Below are 17,214 nucleotides of genomic sequence, written 5' to 3'. Positions count from 1 at the left end.
GGCATCGGCTCGCCTGTTTCATACCTCAGGTTTACGAGGGCGAACGGTCGAGTCTGGACGGGTCCGTAGCCGCCGATTCACGATGTGCAGGAAATCATGGTCCAAAACGGCCCTCAGCGCTGCGCTAGGTGCAGGACGCAGGCCGCGCGCTCTTGACGGGATCATAACCTGAGGTTTGTATGACCTGACCTTAAGGCGGGTCCGTCGGGCGACCGCGCTTCGGGGTCGAGACCGGTCTCCGGGACATCCCGGAGCCGGCTTCCCGGCCGCCGGGCGATCCGAGAGGGCGAACGATCGGCCGCGCCCGTCGGCGCGTCGGAGAGGCCGTGCATGCCGAGCGTGCTGTACTACGGCGACAACCTCGACATCCTGCTGCGCCATGTCCCGACCGAGTCGGTCGACCTCGTCTACCTCGACCCGCCGTTCCAGAGCGGACGCGACTACAACATCCTGTTCGAGGAGAAGGACGGCTCGAAGGCGGCCGCCCAGATCAGGGCGTTCGAGGACACCTGGGACTGGGACATCGCCGCGGCCCTGTCCTACGACCGGACGGTCAACGCGGGCGGTGCGGTCGGCTACACCCTCGAAGCCTTCCGCCAGATGCTCGGCGGCACGCCGATGCTGGCCTACCTCTCGATGATGGCGCCCCGCCTCGTCGAGCTGCGCCGGGTCCTGAAGGACACGGGCTCGATCTATCTCCACTGCGACGCCACCGCCGGCGCGCATCTCCGGCTGCTGATGGACGCCGTGTTCGGGCCGGAGAACTTCCGCAACGAGCTGTACTGGCACTACTACAACAAGATGCACGACAGCCGGAAGCGGCTGTTTCCCCGGGCGACGGACACGCTGCTGTTCTACGTGAAGGACGTGAGGACGGACTTCACCTATCAGCAGATCCGGGAGATGCGCGACGCGCCGGTGCGGCAGCTCGCGCGCAAGAAGGTCGACGGCCGGATCGTGAACGCCCGCGACGCGGAGGGCAACCTGATCTACCGGCTCAAGGAGGACCGGACCGTCGACAACGTCTGGCGCATCCCCTGCCTCCAGCCGGCGGACCGGACCCAGCGGATGGGCTACCCGACCCAGAAGCCGCAGGCCCTGCTGGAGCGGATCATCGAGGCCAGCAGCCGGCCCGGCGACGTCGTGCTCGACCCGTTCTGCGGCTGCGGGACGGCGGTCGCGGCCGCCCAGCATCTCGGGCGGCAGTGGATCGGCATCGACATCACGCATCTGGCGGTCAACCTGATCAAGTACCGCCTCCTGCACGGTTTCGGGCTCGAATCGGGGCGCGACTACCGGGTCGTCGGCGAGCCGACGACGCTCGTCGACGCGTGCCAGCTCGCGGGCGAGGATCGGCACCAGTTCGAGCACTGGGCCCTCGGGCTGGTGGGCGCGCGCAAGTCGGCCAAGGGCCGGGGGCCGGACCGCGGCATCGACGGGCAGATGACGTTCCAGGAGGGCGGCCCGGGCAGCGAGCACCGGCGCGTGCTCATCTCGGTCAAGTCCGGGGGCGTGGACGCGGGCGACGTCCGCGACCTCGCCGGCGCCGTGCAGCGGGAGAAGGCGGCGATGGGCTGGCTCGTCACCCTGGAGCCGATCACCAGGCCGATGCAGCGCGAGGCGGCGGATGCGGGCTTCTACGTGTCGCCGTGGGGCGCGCATCCGCGCCTGCAGATCCGGACGGTGGAGCAGCTCCTGGACGGGCGGGCGTTCGACGCGCCGCCGTTCCAGCACGGGGGCACGACCTTCCAGCGGCCCCGGCGGCAGGAGCGCGTCGATCAGGGCCTGCTGTTCTGAACGACGCGGCGTTGACGGGCCCGCTGGCCCCGGCTTTGCTGGACCGGCCGAACCTCAAGGCCGCGAGAGTCCCGAGAGCATGCCCGTCGTCGCGCGCATCCAGGCGCTGGCCCCCGAGATGGCCGCGTGGCGGCATGACCTGCACGCCCACCCGGAACTCCTCTACGCCGTGGAGCGCACCGCCGGATTCGTGGCGGACCGGCTGCGCGACTTCGGCTGCGACGCCGTCGTCACCGGGGTCGGCCGCACCGGCGTGGTCGGGGTTGTCCGGGGGCGCGGCACGCGCTCGAACCGGGCGATCGGCCTGCGGGCCGACATGGACGCCCTGCCGATCCAGGAGGTGCGCGACCTGCCCTACCGCTCGACCGTGCCCGGCCGGATGCACGCCTGCGGCCACGACGGGCACACGGCGATGCTGCTCGGCGCCGCCAAGTACCTCGCGGAGACCCGCGCCTTCGACGGCGCCGCGGTGCTGATCTTCCAGCCGGCGGAGGAGGGCGGGGGCGGGGGCGAGGCGATGGTCGAGGACGGCCTGATGGAGCGGTTCGGGATCGAGGCGGTCTACGGGATGCACAACATCCCGGGGCAGGCGCTCGGCACCTTCGCCATCCGCCCCGGCCCGATCATGGCCTCGACCGACCGGTTCACGATCACGATCGAGGGCCGCGGCGGCCACGCGGCGCTGCCGCAGGCCGCCGTCGACAGCGTGCTGGTGGCGAGCCACGTGATCCTCGCGCTCCAGGGGATCGTCGCCCGCAACCTCGACCCGCTGCAATCGGCCGTCGTCTCGGTCTGCGCGCTGGAGGCGGGCGAGGCGTTCAACGTGCTGCCGCAGACCGTGACCCTGCGCGGCACCATGCGGACCCTGTCCGAGGACGTGCGCGCCCTGGTCAAGGACCGCATCGCCACCCTGGTGAGCGAGGTAGCGCGGGGCTTCGGGGCGGCCGGCACCGTGGCGTTCGGGATGAGCTACCCCGTCACCGAGAACCACCCGTCCGAGACGGACTTCATGGCCGGCGTGGCGGAAGCGCTGGTCGGCGCGGGACAGGTCGAGCGGGCGGTGGCGCCGATGATGGCGGCGGAGGACTTCTCCTACATGCTCGGCCGGCGGCCGGGCGCCTACATGTTCCTCGGCAACGGCGACAGCGCCGCCCTCCACCACCCGCACTACGACTTCAACGACGCCGCCGCCCCCTACGGCGCCTCGCTCTGGGCGCGGCTGATCGAGACCGGCCTGCCGCTCTCCGCGGAGTAGGACCGACGGCGGCTTACTCTGGCAGGTTTGCCCATGTCGGCGACGCGATGGCGGTGACGGTGTCCGGCGGGGCGATCCGTCAGGTCCACGCCTCGCGGCACGCCTCGACGATCGCGCCGTCGCCTGCGATCCGGTCCGGCATCCGCGGCGACGTCTCCCGCTCGGCTTGCGGTCCTCTCGCGCGCGACACATTCAAGCGATAATCCGCCTCGCATGCCCGCGCCGCAAAGCCCTGACGTGGAAACCCTGTCCCGCGAGGAACTCGTCGCCGAGGTCCGCCGCCTGCGCGCGCACTCGGCCTCGCTCGCACAGATGTTCGAGCAGGCCCCGAGCTTCATCGCCCTGCTCAGCGGCCCCGAGCATCGCTTCACGCTGACCAACGCCGCCTACCAGCGGGCCGTCGACGACCGCGACGTGACCGGCCGCACCGTGGCCGAGGCCCTGCCGGAGGCGGCGGCCCAGGGTTATGTCGACCTCCTCGACGCGGTCTTCCGAACCGGCCGGACGCACAGGGCGACGGGGGCCAGATTCGATGCTCAGGCCGTGCCGGGAGGGCCGGTCACCGAGCGCTACCTCGACTTCGTCTACCAGCCCATCACGGACGGGCACGGCGCGGTCAGCGGCATCTTCGTCGAGGGGCACGACGTCACCGAACGGATGCGGGCGGAGGCGGCCCTGCGCGAGAACGAGGCGCGCTACCGGACCCTGTTCGAGAGCATCGAGGTCGGGTTCTGCATCGTCGAGATGAAGTTCGAGGGCGCGCGCGCCGTCGACTACCGGATCGTCGAGGCGAACCCCGCCTTCGTGCGGCAGACCGGCGCCGACGTCGCCGGCAAGTGGGTGAGCGAGTTCGCCCCCGACTTGGAGCGACACTGGTTCGACACCTACGGCCGCGTCGCCCTGACCGGCGAGCCCGCGCACTTCGAGCACTATGCCGACGTGTTCGGGCGCTGGTTCGACGTGCGGGCCCTGCGCACCGGCGAGCCCGCGGCGAACCGGGTCGCCATCTTCTTCTCCGACATCACCGAGCGGCGCAGGGTCGAGCAGCGCGCCGAGGCCGGCGAGCGCGAGCTGCGCCTCATCGCGGACGCGCTGCCGGTGCTCATCGCCTTCATAGGCGCGGATCTCGTCTACCGCTTCGCCAACAAGGCCTACGAGGACTGGTTCTTCCTGCCGCCCGACCAAGTCATCGGCCGGAATGTCCGCGACCTGCTCAGCCCGGACGCCTACGCCGCGCGCGAGCCGTTCCTGGAGCGGGCGCTGGCGGGAGAGGCCGTCACCTTCGAGCTGGACTGGCCACACCGGGATGGACGCGCCCGCATCGCCGAGATCCGCTACCTGCCGCGCCGCGGGAAGGACGGGCGCGTCGACGGCTATCACGTGTTCGTGCAGGACGTGACCGCACGCAAGCAGACCGAGGTCGATCTCGCGCGCCAGGTCGCCGCCCGCACGGCCGAGCGCGACCAGGTCTGGCAGGCATCCTCGGACCTGCTCTGCGTCGCCAACTTCGACGGCTACTTCGTCAGTCTCAACCCGGCTTGGCCGAGGGCGCTCGGCTGGACCGAGGACGAGATGAAGGCGCGGCCGTTCCTCGACTTCGTCCATGCCGACGACGTCGGGCCGACGGTGCGGGCCGCGAGCGGGCTGTCGCGCGGCGAGGCTCAACTCACCTTCGAGAACCGCTACCGCCACAAGAACGGCGGCTACGTCTGGCTGTCCTGGAACGCGGTGCCGCGCGACGGCCTGATCTATTCCTCGGTGCGCGACGTCACCGCGATCAAGCGGCAGGCCGAGGCGCTGGCCAAGACCGAGGAGGCTCTGCGGCAGTCGCAGAAGATGGAGGCGGTGGGCCAGCTCACGGGCGGGCTGGCGCACGACTTCAACAATCTCCTGGCCGGCATCTCCGGTTCGCTGGAGTTGATGCAGACCCGGATGTCGCAGGGGCGAATGGGCGACCTCGACCGCTACATGACGGTCGCCCAGGGCGCGGCCAAGCGCGCCGCCGCCCTGACGCATCGCCTGCTCGCCTTCTCCCGGCGTCAGACCCTCGACCCCAAGCCCACCGACGTGAACCGTCTGGTCAAGGGTATGGAGGAACTCGTCCGGCGCACGGTCGGCCCGGCCATTCACCTCGAGGTCGTCGGTCTCGCGGGCCTGTGGCCGGCGCTGATCGACCCGGGCCAGTTGGAGAACGCGCTGTTGAACCTCTGCATCAACGCGCGCGACGCCATGCCGGACGGCGGGCGCATCACCATCGAGACGGCCAACACGTGGATCGACGCGGTCGGCTCCCGCCAGCACGACCTGCCGCCGGGCCAATACCTCGGCATCTGCGTGACCGACACCGGTACCGGCATGGCACCGGACATCATCGGCAAGGTGTTCGAGCCCTTCTTCACCACCAAGCCCACGGGCGAGGGCACCGGGCTCGGCCTGTCGATGGTCTACGGCTTCGCGCGTCAGTCCGGCGGGCAGGTGCGGATCTATTCCGAACTCGCGCAGGGCACGACGGTCTGCCTCTACCTGCCGCGCCACTACGGCGAGGCCGACGCGGACGACGTCGCCCGCAAGCTCGCCGAGGTCGAGCGCGCGGGTCAGGGCGAGACGGTCCTGATCGTGGACGACGAGCCCTCGGTGCGCATGCTGGTCACCGAGGTGCTGGAGGATCTGGGCTACACGGCCATCGAGGCGGCCGACAGCGTGGCCGGACTGAAGGTGCTGCAGTCGGACGTGCGCATCGATCTGCTGGTCACCGATGTCGGGCTGCCTGGCGGCATGAACGGGCGCCAGATGGCCGATGCCGGCCGTGAGCGGCGGCCGGACCTGAAGGTGCTGTTCATCACGGGCTACGCCGAGAACGCGGTGCTGGGAAACGGCTACCTTCGTCCCGGGGTGCAGGTCCTGACCAAGCCGTTCGTGCTGGAGACGCTCGCCACGCGCATCAAGGATCTCATCGCCGAGCCTTGACGACACGGTCGACCTTCGAGCGGTGGAGCCTCCGGGAAAACCCGGAGCGGTTGCGTGACCATGGCCGAACGGGGGCCGCGCGCGCCGACGCGACGCCCATGTGCGAGGGCGGGCAGATGCGCCAAGACTGGCGGATTGCAGAATCCGGCGGTTGGGAGGAACGGGAAGATCTGAAGTCGCGTGTTCCACAGCACGCCGGACCTGTCGGTGCACGCGTATGCCCGGGTCACGCCGCCGGCGCATCCGGCGATCCTGCTGGAGAGCCTCGATGGTCCTCGCCCACCGCTTCGCACTGCCCGTCGGCCTCATCGCGCCGACCGTCGCTCTGATCGCGCTCACCGCGACCGGGTCGTTCACCCCTGCCGCCGCTCAGGCCCAACCTCCGATCAAGAGCGCGCAGGATGCCGCGTGCCGGGACGAGGCCCAGGGCCGTGTCTTCAACGCGCCGAACCCGCAGGGGCTGTCCATGTACGACCTGGGCGCCCAGATCTATCGCGCATGCATGCAGCGGTCGCAATCCGGGACCGGGGCCGGGCGGGGCAGGCGTCGCCAGCCGGAATAGGACCCGCTCGCGGCTCGCTGCCCGGGCGAGGCCCCGCGAGGCCGACGGCCTGTCGCGGGCCCCCCGGCCGACGGCCTCCCCGTTCTCCGGGCCGGTGTCCTTCCCCCCGGCCGCTCACCGGCGCAGACTGAAGACGCGTCGGAGACCGTCCATGCGCCTCGCCCGTCTCGTTCCCGCCGTCATCCTCGCGCTCGCGGCCCCGGCACGGGCGGACGATCCGGAGGTCGACCTCGCCCTGGTGCTGGCCGTCGACGTGTCCCTCTCGATGAAGCCCGAGGAGCAGCGGGTCCAGCGCGAGGGATACGTCGCCGCCTTCCGCTCCGAGGCCGTTCAGGGGGCGATCCGCCTCGGCCTCATCGGCCGCATCGCGGTGACCTACGTCGAATGGGCCGGCGACGGCAACCAGATCGTCGTCGTCCCCTGGACGATCATCGGCACGCGCGCGGAGGCGGAGGGTTTCGCCGGCCGGTTGGCGCTGACGCCGCCGCGGCGGGCGGTGTGGACCTCGATCTCCGGCGCCATCGACTTCTCGGCCAAGCTGCTGCGGGAGGCGGGGGTCACCGCGACGCGGCAGGTGATCGACGTGTCCGGCGACGGACCGAACAACGACGGTCGCGACATCGTCCAGGCCCGCGATGCCGCGGTGGCGGCCGGCATCGTCGTCAACGGCCTGCCGCTGATGATCCAGGCCCCGACCGGGCCCTACGACATCCCCGACCTCGACCTGTACTACCGGGACTGCGTGATCGGCGGGCCGGGCGCCTTCATGGTGCCGGTGCGCGAGCCCGGCGAGTTCGCCACGGCGATCCGCACGAAGATCGTTCGCGAGGTCGCCGATGCCGCCGAGCCGGCGCCGCGCGCTCAGCCGGTGCAGGCGTTCAGCCCCGCCCGGTGCGCGGAGACGGGGCGGCAGGACCGGTATCGCTTCGACCCGTGAAGGGCCCGGCACGCAACACGCGGCGCAATCATCGCGAAACCGAGCTTAACCATAAGCCCCCCGACGGCCGGTCCACGGCTGCCGCGACGAGGAGGACACGATGACAAAGCCGATCACCTCGACGACCCGCATCATCGACGCCGCCTGGACGGTCGGCATCGCGGCCGTGCTCGTCATGCACGCCCAGTTCCTGGTGCTGCCGCCCCACGTCGTGTGAGGGGAAGCCGTCGGTCGAGGCCGGCCGGGCGCGATCCGCGCCGGGTCCGGCGCGGCGCCGTCGTGCCCGCTCTGGCCGAGGGGCGAGCGCGGGTCGGGACGGCGACCGACCCTGGGGCTCGATCTGCGACGATCGCGATCACTCCGGCGACGCGGCGATCACGGGCGCCGCGCGTTCCCTCCGCGTGCGACCCGAGACCGTGCCCGCCCACGGCACGCGTCCGGTTCGGGCACGGGGCGAGGCGTAGCCGTGGAAGCCGACGCGATGCGAGAGGCGTTGACCGTCTACTACGATGGCGGCTGCCCGCTGTGCCGGGCCGAGATCGGACACTACCGCCGCTGTGCGGGGGCCGAGCGGATCGCCTTCGTCGACGTGGGGCGGGCGGCGCCGCGGACCGCCCTCGGGCCGGACCTCGATCGCGATGCGGCGCTGGCCCGCTTCCACGTGCGCGGCGGGGACGGGCGGCTCGTATCCGGCGCGGCGGCGTTCGCGCGGCTGTGGCGCGCGCTGCCGGCTTGGCGCTGGCTCGGCCGGCTCGTCGACCTGCGCGTGTTCGGGCTGCAACCGGTGCTGCCGCTCGCGGACGCCGCCTACCGTCTGTCGCTGCCCCTGCGCCCGCGTCTGGCGCGGCTGATCGCGCGTCGGCGGCGCTGAGGCCGGTCGAGGATGGCCGCGCGGACCGTGCACTACGTCGGGTTCCGGGACGACCGCTACTGGAACGCCTACCGGATCTTCGGCGGCCCGCGCATGATCCACCGGCGGTGGGATTTCTACGCGACCCGCGATGTCGGTCCCGACGACGTGGTGGTGTTCGCCGAGGGCGACGAGACGCAGCCCGTGGCCGGGCGCAACGCCACCGACATCGATGAGCGGTTCCTGTAGACCGGGCGCGGGCATCTCGAATCGGGCGCCCTGAGGCGGTCGGGCCTGCGTCCTGGTGACGGCCGCTCCGGTCTGGACCTTCGGACGCCGCCGGATGCCGGCACGGGTGACCGGTACGACCGTTCCGGCGGCGGGCGAGACGACCGGGGCGACTGACGCGATGGGCCGTGCGGATTTCCGAGAGGCACACCGCCGCGCACGAAAAAACCCGCCGCAGCGAGGCCGGGCGGGCTTCAGTGGTCTCTTGGGAGGAGCCCATGTTCTAAGCTCGGCCGCGGCGCCGAGCCATGCCGCTGGACGCAGGGCAGGTGCGCGGAACGCGGGTGAAGGACCGGTGATCGGAAGGGGATTCGGCAAGACGCGCCCGGACCGCGTGTTCCCGCCGGCCGCGCCGGTCAATCGCAGCGCGTGAACCGCCGAACGAAGACGTTGCCGTCCTCGTCGATGTAGCGGCGCCTGACCACGTAGCAGTCGCCGCCATCGTCGGCGCTGGCCGCGACCGCCGCGCCGACCGCCCCGGCGGCCAGCCCGATGCCGAGCCCGGCCCCCGCCATCGCCCAGCCGTTCGGCCCCTTGTTCGGGCCGTAGCCGCCGTATCCGCCGCCATAGCCGCCCCCGTAGCCCGGCACCTTCGCCGGGCCGCCGACCGGAGGCTGCCCGACCGGCGGCAGCTTGGGCTTGCCGGGCTGGAAACCGCCGACCTGCTTCACGCCGCCCGGCTTGAGGGCGTTCGGGTTGATATGCGGCTGCGCGTGCGGGTTGAACTTGGCCTGACCGCCCTGGGGAAAGGCCAGGGCCGGTCCGACACTCACCAAGCCGGCGACGGTTGCGGCGAGGAGCGTCCGGGAAGCGTTCGCGAACATTGTCGTCCCTCCATCTGACAGGGCGCGGCGCGCGTCCTGCTTGAGGTATGGATGGGCGGATATTGATTTGATCGCGGTGCGACGGCGCACGCAATCAGTCGTTCCGTCGCTCTCGCGCCGCGAGACCTGCGCGGCGGATGGCGGCTGTGCCGGGGACGGTCTTCGGCCCGAGGCGATACCGGTATTCGCGCGTGCGTCGACCCGGCATCGCGCGATCCGCCTCGGGCGCCCTTGGCGCGGTCACCCTTCGTGCGGTCACCCTTCGCGCATGCGCCCTGGGCGCGGTCATCCTTCGGGCCTCGCGCGGGAGCCGCCTTCGGGGCGCGACCCGGACGGTCATCGCAGGTCCCCGTAATCGTGCAGGTCCCCGTAATCGTGGGTGTACGAGCCCGGCACGAAATGCTCGAAGCTCTGGGTCCAGCGATGGCCCGGCCAGAGGTAGTCGACCCGCCCCGCCGCGGGGCGGTAGACGGCCGTGTAGACCGTGGTGAAGTCGGCGCGACGCGCGTAGAGCGGCGGCTCGAAGAACCGATCCTGCAACGTCGCCAGGGTGGTCGACGGCGCGGCGAGCGCATCGGTCAGCACGCGCTCGCGCAACGCCGAGCGCGATGCGGCCGACACCCGCTCCTGATGGTTGGTGCAGGTCCTCCGGCGCGTCACCGCCGGCTTGCGGTTCGGTCCGAGGAACAGCGTGGCGTGGTCGCCCGACGCGTCCAGCAGCGTCACGTTGTGGAGTTGCGTGACGGGCAATCGGCAGAGCGCGGCTCTCGCCTCGCCGACGGATCGGCAGGTCTCGAGCACGTAGCGCAGCACCAGGATGATCGCGAACCCGACGCCGCGCCTGCCGATGCCGCCGAGCGTGCAGCTCGCCACCAGCCCGTCGTCGTTCATCCCGTCGAGGCACCCGCCCCAGGGCCGCTGCGCCATCGCGATCACGCGCCGCCCCGACCACGCGGTCAGCTCGATCCGGCCGGTGACGACCTCCAAGGGAAAGTCGTAGTTGCGCACCAGGGCGGGACCGTCGGGCCCGAGCCACACGGCCTGGCTGCACCCTTGCGGCCGCGAGGCGGGGCGGTAGTGGCTGAGGATGCGGTGGGCGAGGTCGTCGCTGCCGACCATCCCGCACGCCTCGTCGTAGCGCGGCAGCAGTTCGGGCATATGCTGCCGCAGGGCGGCGCGGCACTCGGCCGCCGTCGGCGGCGCCTGCGGCCCCTCGCCGATGTACCAGCGGGCGGCCTCCGCGCGCCCCGCCCGGAAACGATCCAGCCACGCCGCGCCGGGGCGGTCCTCGCGCTCGGCGATGAAGGTCTTGCGCACGGTCTCACGCGCCTGCGGCAGGGCCCGCGATCCTATGCGCGATCCGCGGAAGGCTTCCACCCGCTGCGATGTCGCGGGATCGCCACGGCCCGGGCCCGGTGGTCGCCGGGATCGCCGTCGCGCCAAGGTTTGCGACTTCTGTCGCAGCTTCGCGCCCGCCCAGGTCCGGCCTGCCGGCTGCCCGCCTCAGCAATCATATCGTATCCTCCCGGGCGGCACGGTCATGAAAAGATCGGGTCAGGGTCCGCGCGGTACCGGCACCCAAGTTCGCAGGCCATCTCCGCGCTCGGAGGCAGTAACTTGAGGTGGTTTTGTTGCGGTGCATATGCTACCTGGTTGAGTTCTGCGCCAGCTTGCTTCCGATCCAGTGGGACCATGCTATAAGCTTCGTGCCAATACAGGATGTCTGCGTGCTGTCAGGGGTTTCGAAGGTTGCAGAGAATTTTTTCAACTGAGGGAGTGCCGGAACAGCATCGATTTTCTCTGTGGCGGGACGTCTGTGAAGATCGCCTCATCCCGATGTCGCAGAATTATGTCGGCGATGGCAGGTTTCACGCAACGATAGACGGCACGCGCGTCGGAGATTTGGGATTCACGAAATTCTCCCTCGGCGATCTGAGGGCCTCGACGACGCGACAGACGATTCGCCAGCAGATCAACGGGCCGGACCGGTTGTTCATGAGCCTGGTCCTGTCCGGATCCGTTTGTGCTTCGCAGAATGACAGATCGATCCGGGACTCGGTCGGCGATTTCTCGATACGCGATCCGAGCACGCCGTGGACGATCGAGCACAGGGGGGCGAGCGAAGTCCTGGCCATCGAGATCCCGCGGGATCGTCTGGAGAGCCTGCTGGGCTCGGCCCGCCACTTCGTCGGGTTGACCGTGGGCGGCAACCTGCCGACCACGGTCCTGGCCCGGTCCTTCCTGCACGACCTCGTGCGTCTCCGGGAGCAACTCGCGCCCGAAGCGGCCGAACGCATGGCGTCGGTGGCGATCGACCTCGTCGCCGCGAGCCTCGCCGAGCGGATGGCGATGGACAGGCCGAAGTCCCTCGCGCCGTTTGCCCCCGGCGCGACCGACGGCTGCGACGACCCCGACACGGCCGCGATCCGCGAGGCCCTGCTGATCCGCGCGCACCGGCTGATCGAGCAGAGCCTGCACCGGCCCGACCTGACGCCCGCGCGCCTGGCGGCCTCGCTCGGGATCTCGGTGCGCACGCTACACTTCGTGTTCGAGCCGGGCGGCGTGAGCTTCAGCCGCTACGTGCTCGCCCGGCGGCTGGCGCGGGCCGATCGGCTGCTGCGGGAGGCGGCGCACCTGTCGGTGACGGAGGTCGCCTACGCCAGCGGGTTCCACAGCCTCTCGACCTTCTTCCGCTGCTATCGCGCCGCCTACGGCGCCCCCCCGGGCGAGCGGCGGGCCGAGGTCGGACGCGCGCGGTACGGGTCGGGCCATCCGGCCTGACCGCAGCGCCGGGGACCCGTCGGACCAGGCGCACGATCCGCCTCGTCGCCGACCCCGAACGCCGCCGTCCGGGCACGCGGCCGCTCGCAGCGACCATCCTGGCGCCACCGTCGCGCCACGTTGCGGGGATCAACCGGCCGCGCACAGCGAATCACAGGGGCGCCGGATGAGCTTCTTGCACGACCTGCCGATCACCGACCTGATCACGCATTACGGCTACGTCGCCATCTTCGTCATCATCACCCTGGAAAGCGCCGGCCTGCCCCTGCCGGGGGAGACCGTGCTCCTCACCGCGGCCGCCTACGCCGGCAGCACCGGCCAGCTCAACATCGGCCTCGTGGTGGCGCTGGCGGCGACCGCGGCCATCCTCGGCGACAATGCCGGCTACTGGGTCGGGCGCCGCTGGGGCCTGCCGCTGCTGCTGCGCAAGGGCCACCTGATCGGCCTCGACCACGGACGGCTCAAGCTCGGGCAGTACCTGTTCCGCCAGCACGGTGGGAAGATCGTGTTCTTCGGCCGCTTCACCGCGATGCTGCGCGCCTTCGCGGCGGTGCTGGCGGGAGTGAACAAGCTCGACGCGCGCCAGTTCTTCGCCTTCAACGCGCTGGGCGGCGTGGCCTGGGCGTCGATCATGGGGTTCGGCGCCTACCTGTGCGGGCGCTCGATCGAGAACGTGATGGGGCCGGTCGGCCTCGCGCTGCTGGGCCTCGTGGTGCTCGGCGCGGTGGCGCTGTGGCTGTTCATGCGCCGGCACGAGGCGCGCCTGATGGCCGCCGCCGAGGCCGCGATCCCGGGCCCGCTCGTCGCCGGGATGGCCGAGGACGGGCCCGCGCTGCCGGCCGTGCCGGCTCGGGCGGCGGCGGCCGGTCCGGATCCGGACCGGGCTGCCGGTCCGCGGGTCCGGGGCCCGGCGGCGCCGATGCCGTGGTGGTTCAAGGTTCCCGTGCTGCTCCTCCTGGCGACCGTCGGCATGACGGTGGCGTCCTGGGAGGACGGCGTGACGGGCGGCCTCTACGGCCGGCTCGTCGGCGCCATCGGCTTCGACGCCGTCCTGGCGATCCTCCTCGTGCCCGGTGCCCTCCTCGCCCTGCTCGGCTGGCGCCTGAGGCATCCGCAGCGCTCGGCCGACGACGCGGACGGCGACGAGCGCGCGGTCGGCCTCGCGGCGTAGCCCCGGGAGACCGACCGCGCGGGCTCAGAAGGATTCGTCGAGCATCGCCCGGTAATCCGCGGCCGAGGCCTCCCGCGGGTTGGTCCTGTGGCTGTGGTCGGCGAGCGCGCCGGCGACGACGCGGTCGAACAGGTCGCGCGTCACCCCCAACCCGGACAGGGTCGTGGGCAGGCCCAGGGCCCCGGTCATCGCCGCGACCGCGGCCTCGACCGTCTCTCCGGGCGCGAGGCCCATCGCCTGCGCCAGGCGCTCCAGCTTCCGCTCCTCCCGCACCGAGGGGGCGTCGCGGTTGAAGCGCAGGACGGCCGGCATGAAGACCGCGTTGAGGGTGCCGTGGTGCAGCCGCGGATCGATGCCGCCCAGCGCGTGGCTGAGGCTGTGCACGCAGCCCAGGCCCTTCTGGAAGGCCATGGCGCCCATCGTGGCGGCGATCGCCATGTCCGCCCGCGCCCCGCGGTCGTCCGGCCGCTCGGTCGCCGTCCGGATGCTCGACCACGCCCGCCGGAGACCCTCCAGCGCGATCCCGTCCGCGGGCGGGTTGAAGGACGGCGCGAGGTAGGTCTCGATGCAGTGGGAGACCGCGTCCATCCCGGTCGCGGCCGTGAGCCCCGGGGGCAGGGTCATCGTCAGCTCGGGATCGACGATCGCCGCCCGCGGGATCAGGTGCGGCGACAGGAGCCCGACCTTGCGCCCGTCATCGAGGATGAGGATCGCGCCGCGGCCGACCTCGCTGCCCGTGCCGGACGTGGTCGGGACGGCGATCGTCGGGTAGGTCCGCGCCGTGATCCGCTCGGCCCCGCCCTCGATGACCGCGAAGGTCTTCAGGGGACCCGGATGCGCGGCGACCACGGCCACGGCCTTGGCGAGGTCCAGCGCCGACCCGCCGCCGATCGCGACGATGCCGTCGGCCTGCGCGTCCGCGAAGACGGCCGCGGCCTCCCGGACCGCCGCCTCGTTGGGGTTGCCCGGCGTCCGGTCGAAGACGGCGGGCGGCGCACCGCCGAGGATCTCCGTGACCTGCTCGACGAGGCCGAGGTCGCGGACGCCGCGGTCCGTGACGATCATCGGACGCGCGATCCGCGCGAGTTCCAGTTCCCCCTTCAACGTCCGCAGCTCGCCGAAGCCGAACTGCACGCGCGTGACGTAAGTGATCAGGGCCAAGGCCGCCTCCCGTCTCAGGTCTGCCCGCTTCTCGACGGCCGCGCGCGGGCCGATCTCGGCGCACGCGGCCTGTGTCGGGCAAACCCGGATGGGCCGGGATGGTCCGGCTGTAAATCCGCCGTATGAGCATACGGGTATAACCGGAGGGAAACCCTGGATGGCGCCCACCCGTGCCGTGCCCCGGGCGCGCGACCGCGTCGTCCGGCCCGCGACGTTCAGGCTCGCCCGGCTCGCCACGACGGGCCGGGACCAGCGCCACCTGTCCGAGGGGGCGTGGAGCCGGATGCGGATCGGTGCGATCATCGGGGCGTCCCGTCCGTCGCGGAAACGATCCGGCCACAGGGGCGGCGTCGCGTCTCGCCGCCGCCGCAGGGACTCGGGAGCGTCACGATGACCGGACCGTGCGATCTCCGCCTGACGGGCGCGACCCTGGCCGACGGCCGGCGCGTCGCGATCGATGTCGCCGCCGGACGCGTCGCCGCGCTGCGGTCCGCGCACGAGCCCGGCCCCCCGGCCGGGGCCGAGATGGACCTCGGCGGCGCCCTGGTCCTGCCCGGACTGACCGACGGCCACCTCCACCTCGACAAGACCATGCTCGGCGTCGACTGGCGGCCCCACCGCGCCCTGCCGTCCATCCGGGCGCGGATCGACGACGAGAAGGACTACCGGCGCCGGGTGCGGATGCCGATCGCCGAGCGGGGCGCCGCGGCGCTGCTCGAAGCCGCGCTGCGCGGCGGCACGACGAGCCTGCGCACCCACGTCGACATCGACGACGTGACCCGGCTCGATCACCTCGCCCAGGTGCTCGACCTGCGCGCGCGCTGGGCGGACCGGATCGCCATTCAGGTCGTCGCCTTCCCCCAGAGCGGGATCCTCGCGTGCCCGCCCGTGGCCGGATACCTCGACGAAGCGCTGCGGATGGGCGCCGACGCGGTCGGCGGCCTCGATCCGGACGGCATCGACGGCGACCGCGACGGCCAGCTCGACGTGGTCTTCGGCCTCGCCGAGCGCCACGGCCGCGCGGTCGATATCCACCTCCACGACGGCGGGTCGGCGGGCCTCGACACGATCGACGCGATCGTCGCCCGCACCCGGGCGGCCGGCCTCGGCGGCCGGGTCACGGTCAGCCACGCCTTCGCCCTGGCCGAGGCCGACGAGAGCCGTCTGTGCCGAACGGCCGAGGCCCTGCGCGAGGCCGGCGTCGCGATCCTGTCCAGCGTCCCCGGGGGACCCCGCTGCCCCCCGATCCCCCGCCTGCGCGCGCTCGGCGTCCCGGTCTTCCTCGGCTCCGACAACGTGCGGGACTGCTGGAACCCGGCCTCCGTCCTCGGCATGATCGAGCGCGCCGCCCTGGCGGCCTACCGGTTCGACCTGCGGCACGACGCGGATCTCGCCGGGCTGCTCGACCTCGTGACCGCGGTGCCCGCGCGCGTCGCGGGGCTCGGGCCGGGGGTGATCGCCCCGGGCGTCCGCGCCGACCTCGCGGTCTTCGACGCGCGCCACGTGCCGGAGGTCGTGGTCGAGCGCCGGGCGCCGGCTCTGGTCCTGTCGGGCGGCGCCGTCGTGGTGGACCGGCGGGCGGCCCGCCCCTGAAAGCGCGGCGTCTTGATGCCGTGAGACCGTCGGCGCACGGTCGCGCCCGCCATGAACGACCGCGCGCTCCGCTACTTCCTCGCCGTCGTGCGCGCGGGCTCCGTCCGCGCCGCCGCCGACACGCTGAACGTGGCCGCCTCGGCGGTGAGCCGCCAGATCATCGAGATGGAGGCGGGCTGCGGCGAGGCGCTGCTGGAGCGCCTGCCGCGCGGGGTGGTGCCGACCGAGGCCGGCCGCATCGTCGCCGAGCACGCCCAGCGGCAGGCCGACGAGGCCGCGATCCTGGAGGACAGGCTCAGGCGCCTGCGCGGCGTGCAGCAGGGCACGATCCGGCTGCAATGCGGCGGCGGCTTCCTCGTCGACTTGCTCGACAACGGTCTGGCCGGGTTCGCGCGGGTCCACCCCGGCATCGCCTACCAGGTCTCCCTCGGGACCACCGACAGCATCCTCGACGCCGTGGCGCAGGGGGACGCCGATATCGGCCTCGCCTACAACCCGCCCGCGCGCCCGGAGATCGTCGGCGTCGTCACCGCGCGCCAGCCCCTGTTCGCCGTGCTGCCCAAGGGGCACCCGCTGGGGCACCCGCTCGCGCGCGCCGCGGGCCCCGTGGCGCTGCGCAGCTTCGCGGCGGAGCCCGCGGTGCTCCTGCCGCCGGATCACGGCGTCCGCAAGCTGCTCGGGCGGGTGGAGGCGGACGAGGGCTTCCGGCTCGTCGTCCGGATGGAGACGACCTCGTTCGAGGCGCACCGCCGCTTCGTCCGGGCCGGGATGGGCGTCGGCTTCCTGCCGCGCTTCGCCGTCGCGGCAGAGTTGCAGGCCGGGACCCTGCACGCGGTGCCCCTGCGCGAGGTGATCCTGTCGGAGGCTACGGCCCACCTCGTCGTGCGCGCCGGCCGGCGCCTGCCGGAGGCCCTGTCGCGCATGCTGGGCTGGCTCGCGGACCACCTCGTCGCGTTCCGGCCCCTGTCCTGAGGTCCGTGTTGCCGATTTTCGCACGGTTCGTGCGGAATTCGATTGTTGTGGCAACG

Annotated in this window: 13 protein-coding genes and 1 pseudogene; 11 read left to right on the top strand and 3 right to left on the bottom strand. The window is 72.2% G+C overall.

Annotated elements, in window-relative coordinates; all coding sequences use genetic code 11:
- The first annotated feature begins 330 nt into the window (after positions 1–330).
- From Q8W71_RS02825 to Q8W71_RS02795, 7 genes are all read left to right on the top strand, one after another.
- Positions 331–1,797, top strand: a complete 1,467-nt coding sequence (locus Q8W71_RS02825) for a DNA methyltransferase (RefSeq protein ID WP_305523786.1) — start codon at positions 331–333, stop codon at positions 1,795–1,797.
- 79 nt (positions 1,798–1,876) lie between these two features.
- Complete coding sequence (locus Q8W71_RS02820) at positions 1,877–3,052, top strand: M20 aminoacylase family protein (protein WP_305523785.1); 1,176 nt, start codon at positions 1,877–1,879, stop codon at positions 3,050–3,052.
- A 237-nt stretch (positions 3,053–3,289) separates the two neighbouring features.
- A complete protein-coding gene (locus Q8W71_RS02815; protein ID WP_305523784.1) occupies positions 3,290–6,019 on the top strand; it encodes a hybrid sensor histidine kinase/response regulator in 2,730 nt (909 codons plus the stop codon).
- A gap of 268 nt (positions 6,020–6,287) precedes the next feature.
- Positions 6,288–6,581 (top strand): hypothetical protein, encoded by a 294-nt coding sequence (locus Q8W71_RS02810; RefSeq protein WP_305523783.1) that lies wholly within the window; start codon positions 6,288–6,290, stop codon positions 6,579–6,581.
- Between the two features lie 151 nt (positions 6,582–6,732).
- Positions 6,733–7,518 (top strand): DUF1194 domain-containing protein, encoded by a 786-nt coding sequence (locus tag Q8W71_RS02805; RefSeq protein ID WP_305523782.1) that lies wholly within the window; start codon positions 6,733–6,735, stop codon positions 7,516–7,518.
- A gap of 481 nt (positions 7,519–7,999) precedes the next feature.
- Positions 8,000–8,389 (top strand): thiol-disulfide oxidoreductase DCC family protein, encoded by a 390-nt coding sequence (locus tag Q8W71_RS02800; RefSeq protein ID WP_305523859.1) that lies wholly within the window; start codon positions 8,000–8,002, stop codon positions 8,387–8,389.
- Positions 8,390–8,401: 12 nt separating this feature from the next.
- A complete protein-coding gene (locus Q8W71_RS02795) occupies positions 8,402–8,617 on the top strand; it encodes a hypothetical protein (RefSeq protein ID WP_305523781.1) in 216 nt (71 codons plus the stop codon).
- A gap of 395 nt (positions 8,618–9,012) precedes the next feature.
- Here the strand turns inward: Q8W71_RS02795 and Q8W71_RS02790 are convergent, their stop codons facing one another.
- Positions 9,013–9,480 carry a hypothetical protein gene (locus tag Q8W71_RS02790; RefSeq protein WP_305523780.1) on the bottom strand — a complete coding sequence of 156 codons (468 nt, stop codon included), beginning with the start codon at positions 9,478–9,480 and terminating at the stop codon, positions 9,013–9,015.
- Between the two features lie 336 nt (positions 9,481–9,816).
- A complete protein-coding gene (locus Q8W71_RS02785) occupies positions 9,817–10,797 on the bottom strand; it encodes a C45 family autoproteolytic acyltransferase/hydolase (protein ID WP_305523779.1) in 981 nt (326 codons plus the stop codon).
- Between the two features lie 459 nt (positions 10,798–11,256).
- On the opposite strand from Q8W71_RS02785, the gene Q8W71_RS02780 reads away from it, so the two are divergent.
- Entirely contained in the window at positions 11,257–12,261 is a 1,005-nt protein-coding gene (locus Q8W71_RS02780) for a helix-turn-helix domain-containing protein (RefSeq protein WP_305523778.1), read from the top strand.
- Positions 12,262–12,427: 166 nt separating this feature from the next.
- Positions 12,428–13,063, top strand: a pseudogene (locus tag Q8W71_RS02775) (DedA family protein); the annotation flags it as partial.
- A gap of 393 nt (positions 13,064–13,456) precedes the next feature.
- On the opposite strand, the gene Q8W71_RS02770 reads toward Q8W71_RS02775, so the two are convergent.
- On the bottom strand, positions 13,457–14,593 hold the full coding sequence (locus tag Q8W71_RS02770; RefSeq protein WP_305523777.1) for an iron-containing alcohol dehydrogenase: 1,137 nt from the start codon (positions 14,591–14,593) through the stop codon (positions 13,457–13,459).
- Between the two features lie 390 nt (positions 14,594–14,983).
- On the opposite strand from Q8W71_RS02770, the gene Q8W71_RS02765 reads away from it, so the two are divergent.
- Together Q8W71_RS02765 and Q8W71_RS02760 are read left to right on the top strand one after the other, a co-directional pair.
- On the top strand, positions 14,984–16,186 hold the full coding sequence (locus tag Q8W71_RS02765) for an amidohydrolase (RefSeq protein ID WP_305523776.1): 1,203 nt from the start codon (positions 14,984–14,986) through the stop codon (positions 16,184–16,186).
- 51 nt (positions 16,187–16,237) lie between these two features.
- Positions 16,238–17,158, top strand: coding sequence for a LysR family transcriptional regulator (locus tag Q8W71_RS02760; protein ID WP_305523775.1), 921 nt, complete (start codon positions 16,238–16,240; stop codon positions 17,156–17,158).
- Positions 17,159–17,214: the final 56 nt, after the last annotated feature.

The sequence above is a fragment of the Methylobacterium amylolyticum genome (genome assembly GCF_030700245.1).
Lineage (GTDB): Bacteria > Pseudomonadota > Alphaproteobacteria > Rhizobiales > Beijerinckiaceae > Methylobacterium.
The sequence above is the reverse complement of the archived record's forward strand: the minus strand, read 5'-3'. Positions and strand labels throughout refer to the sequence as shown.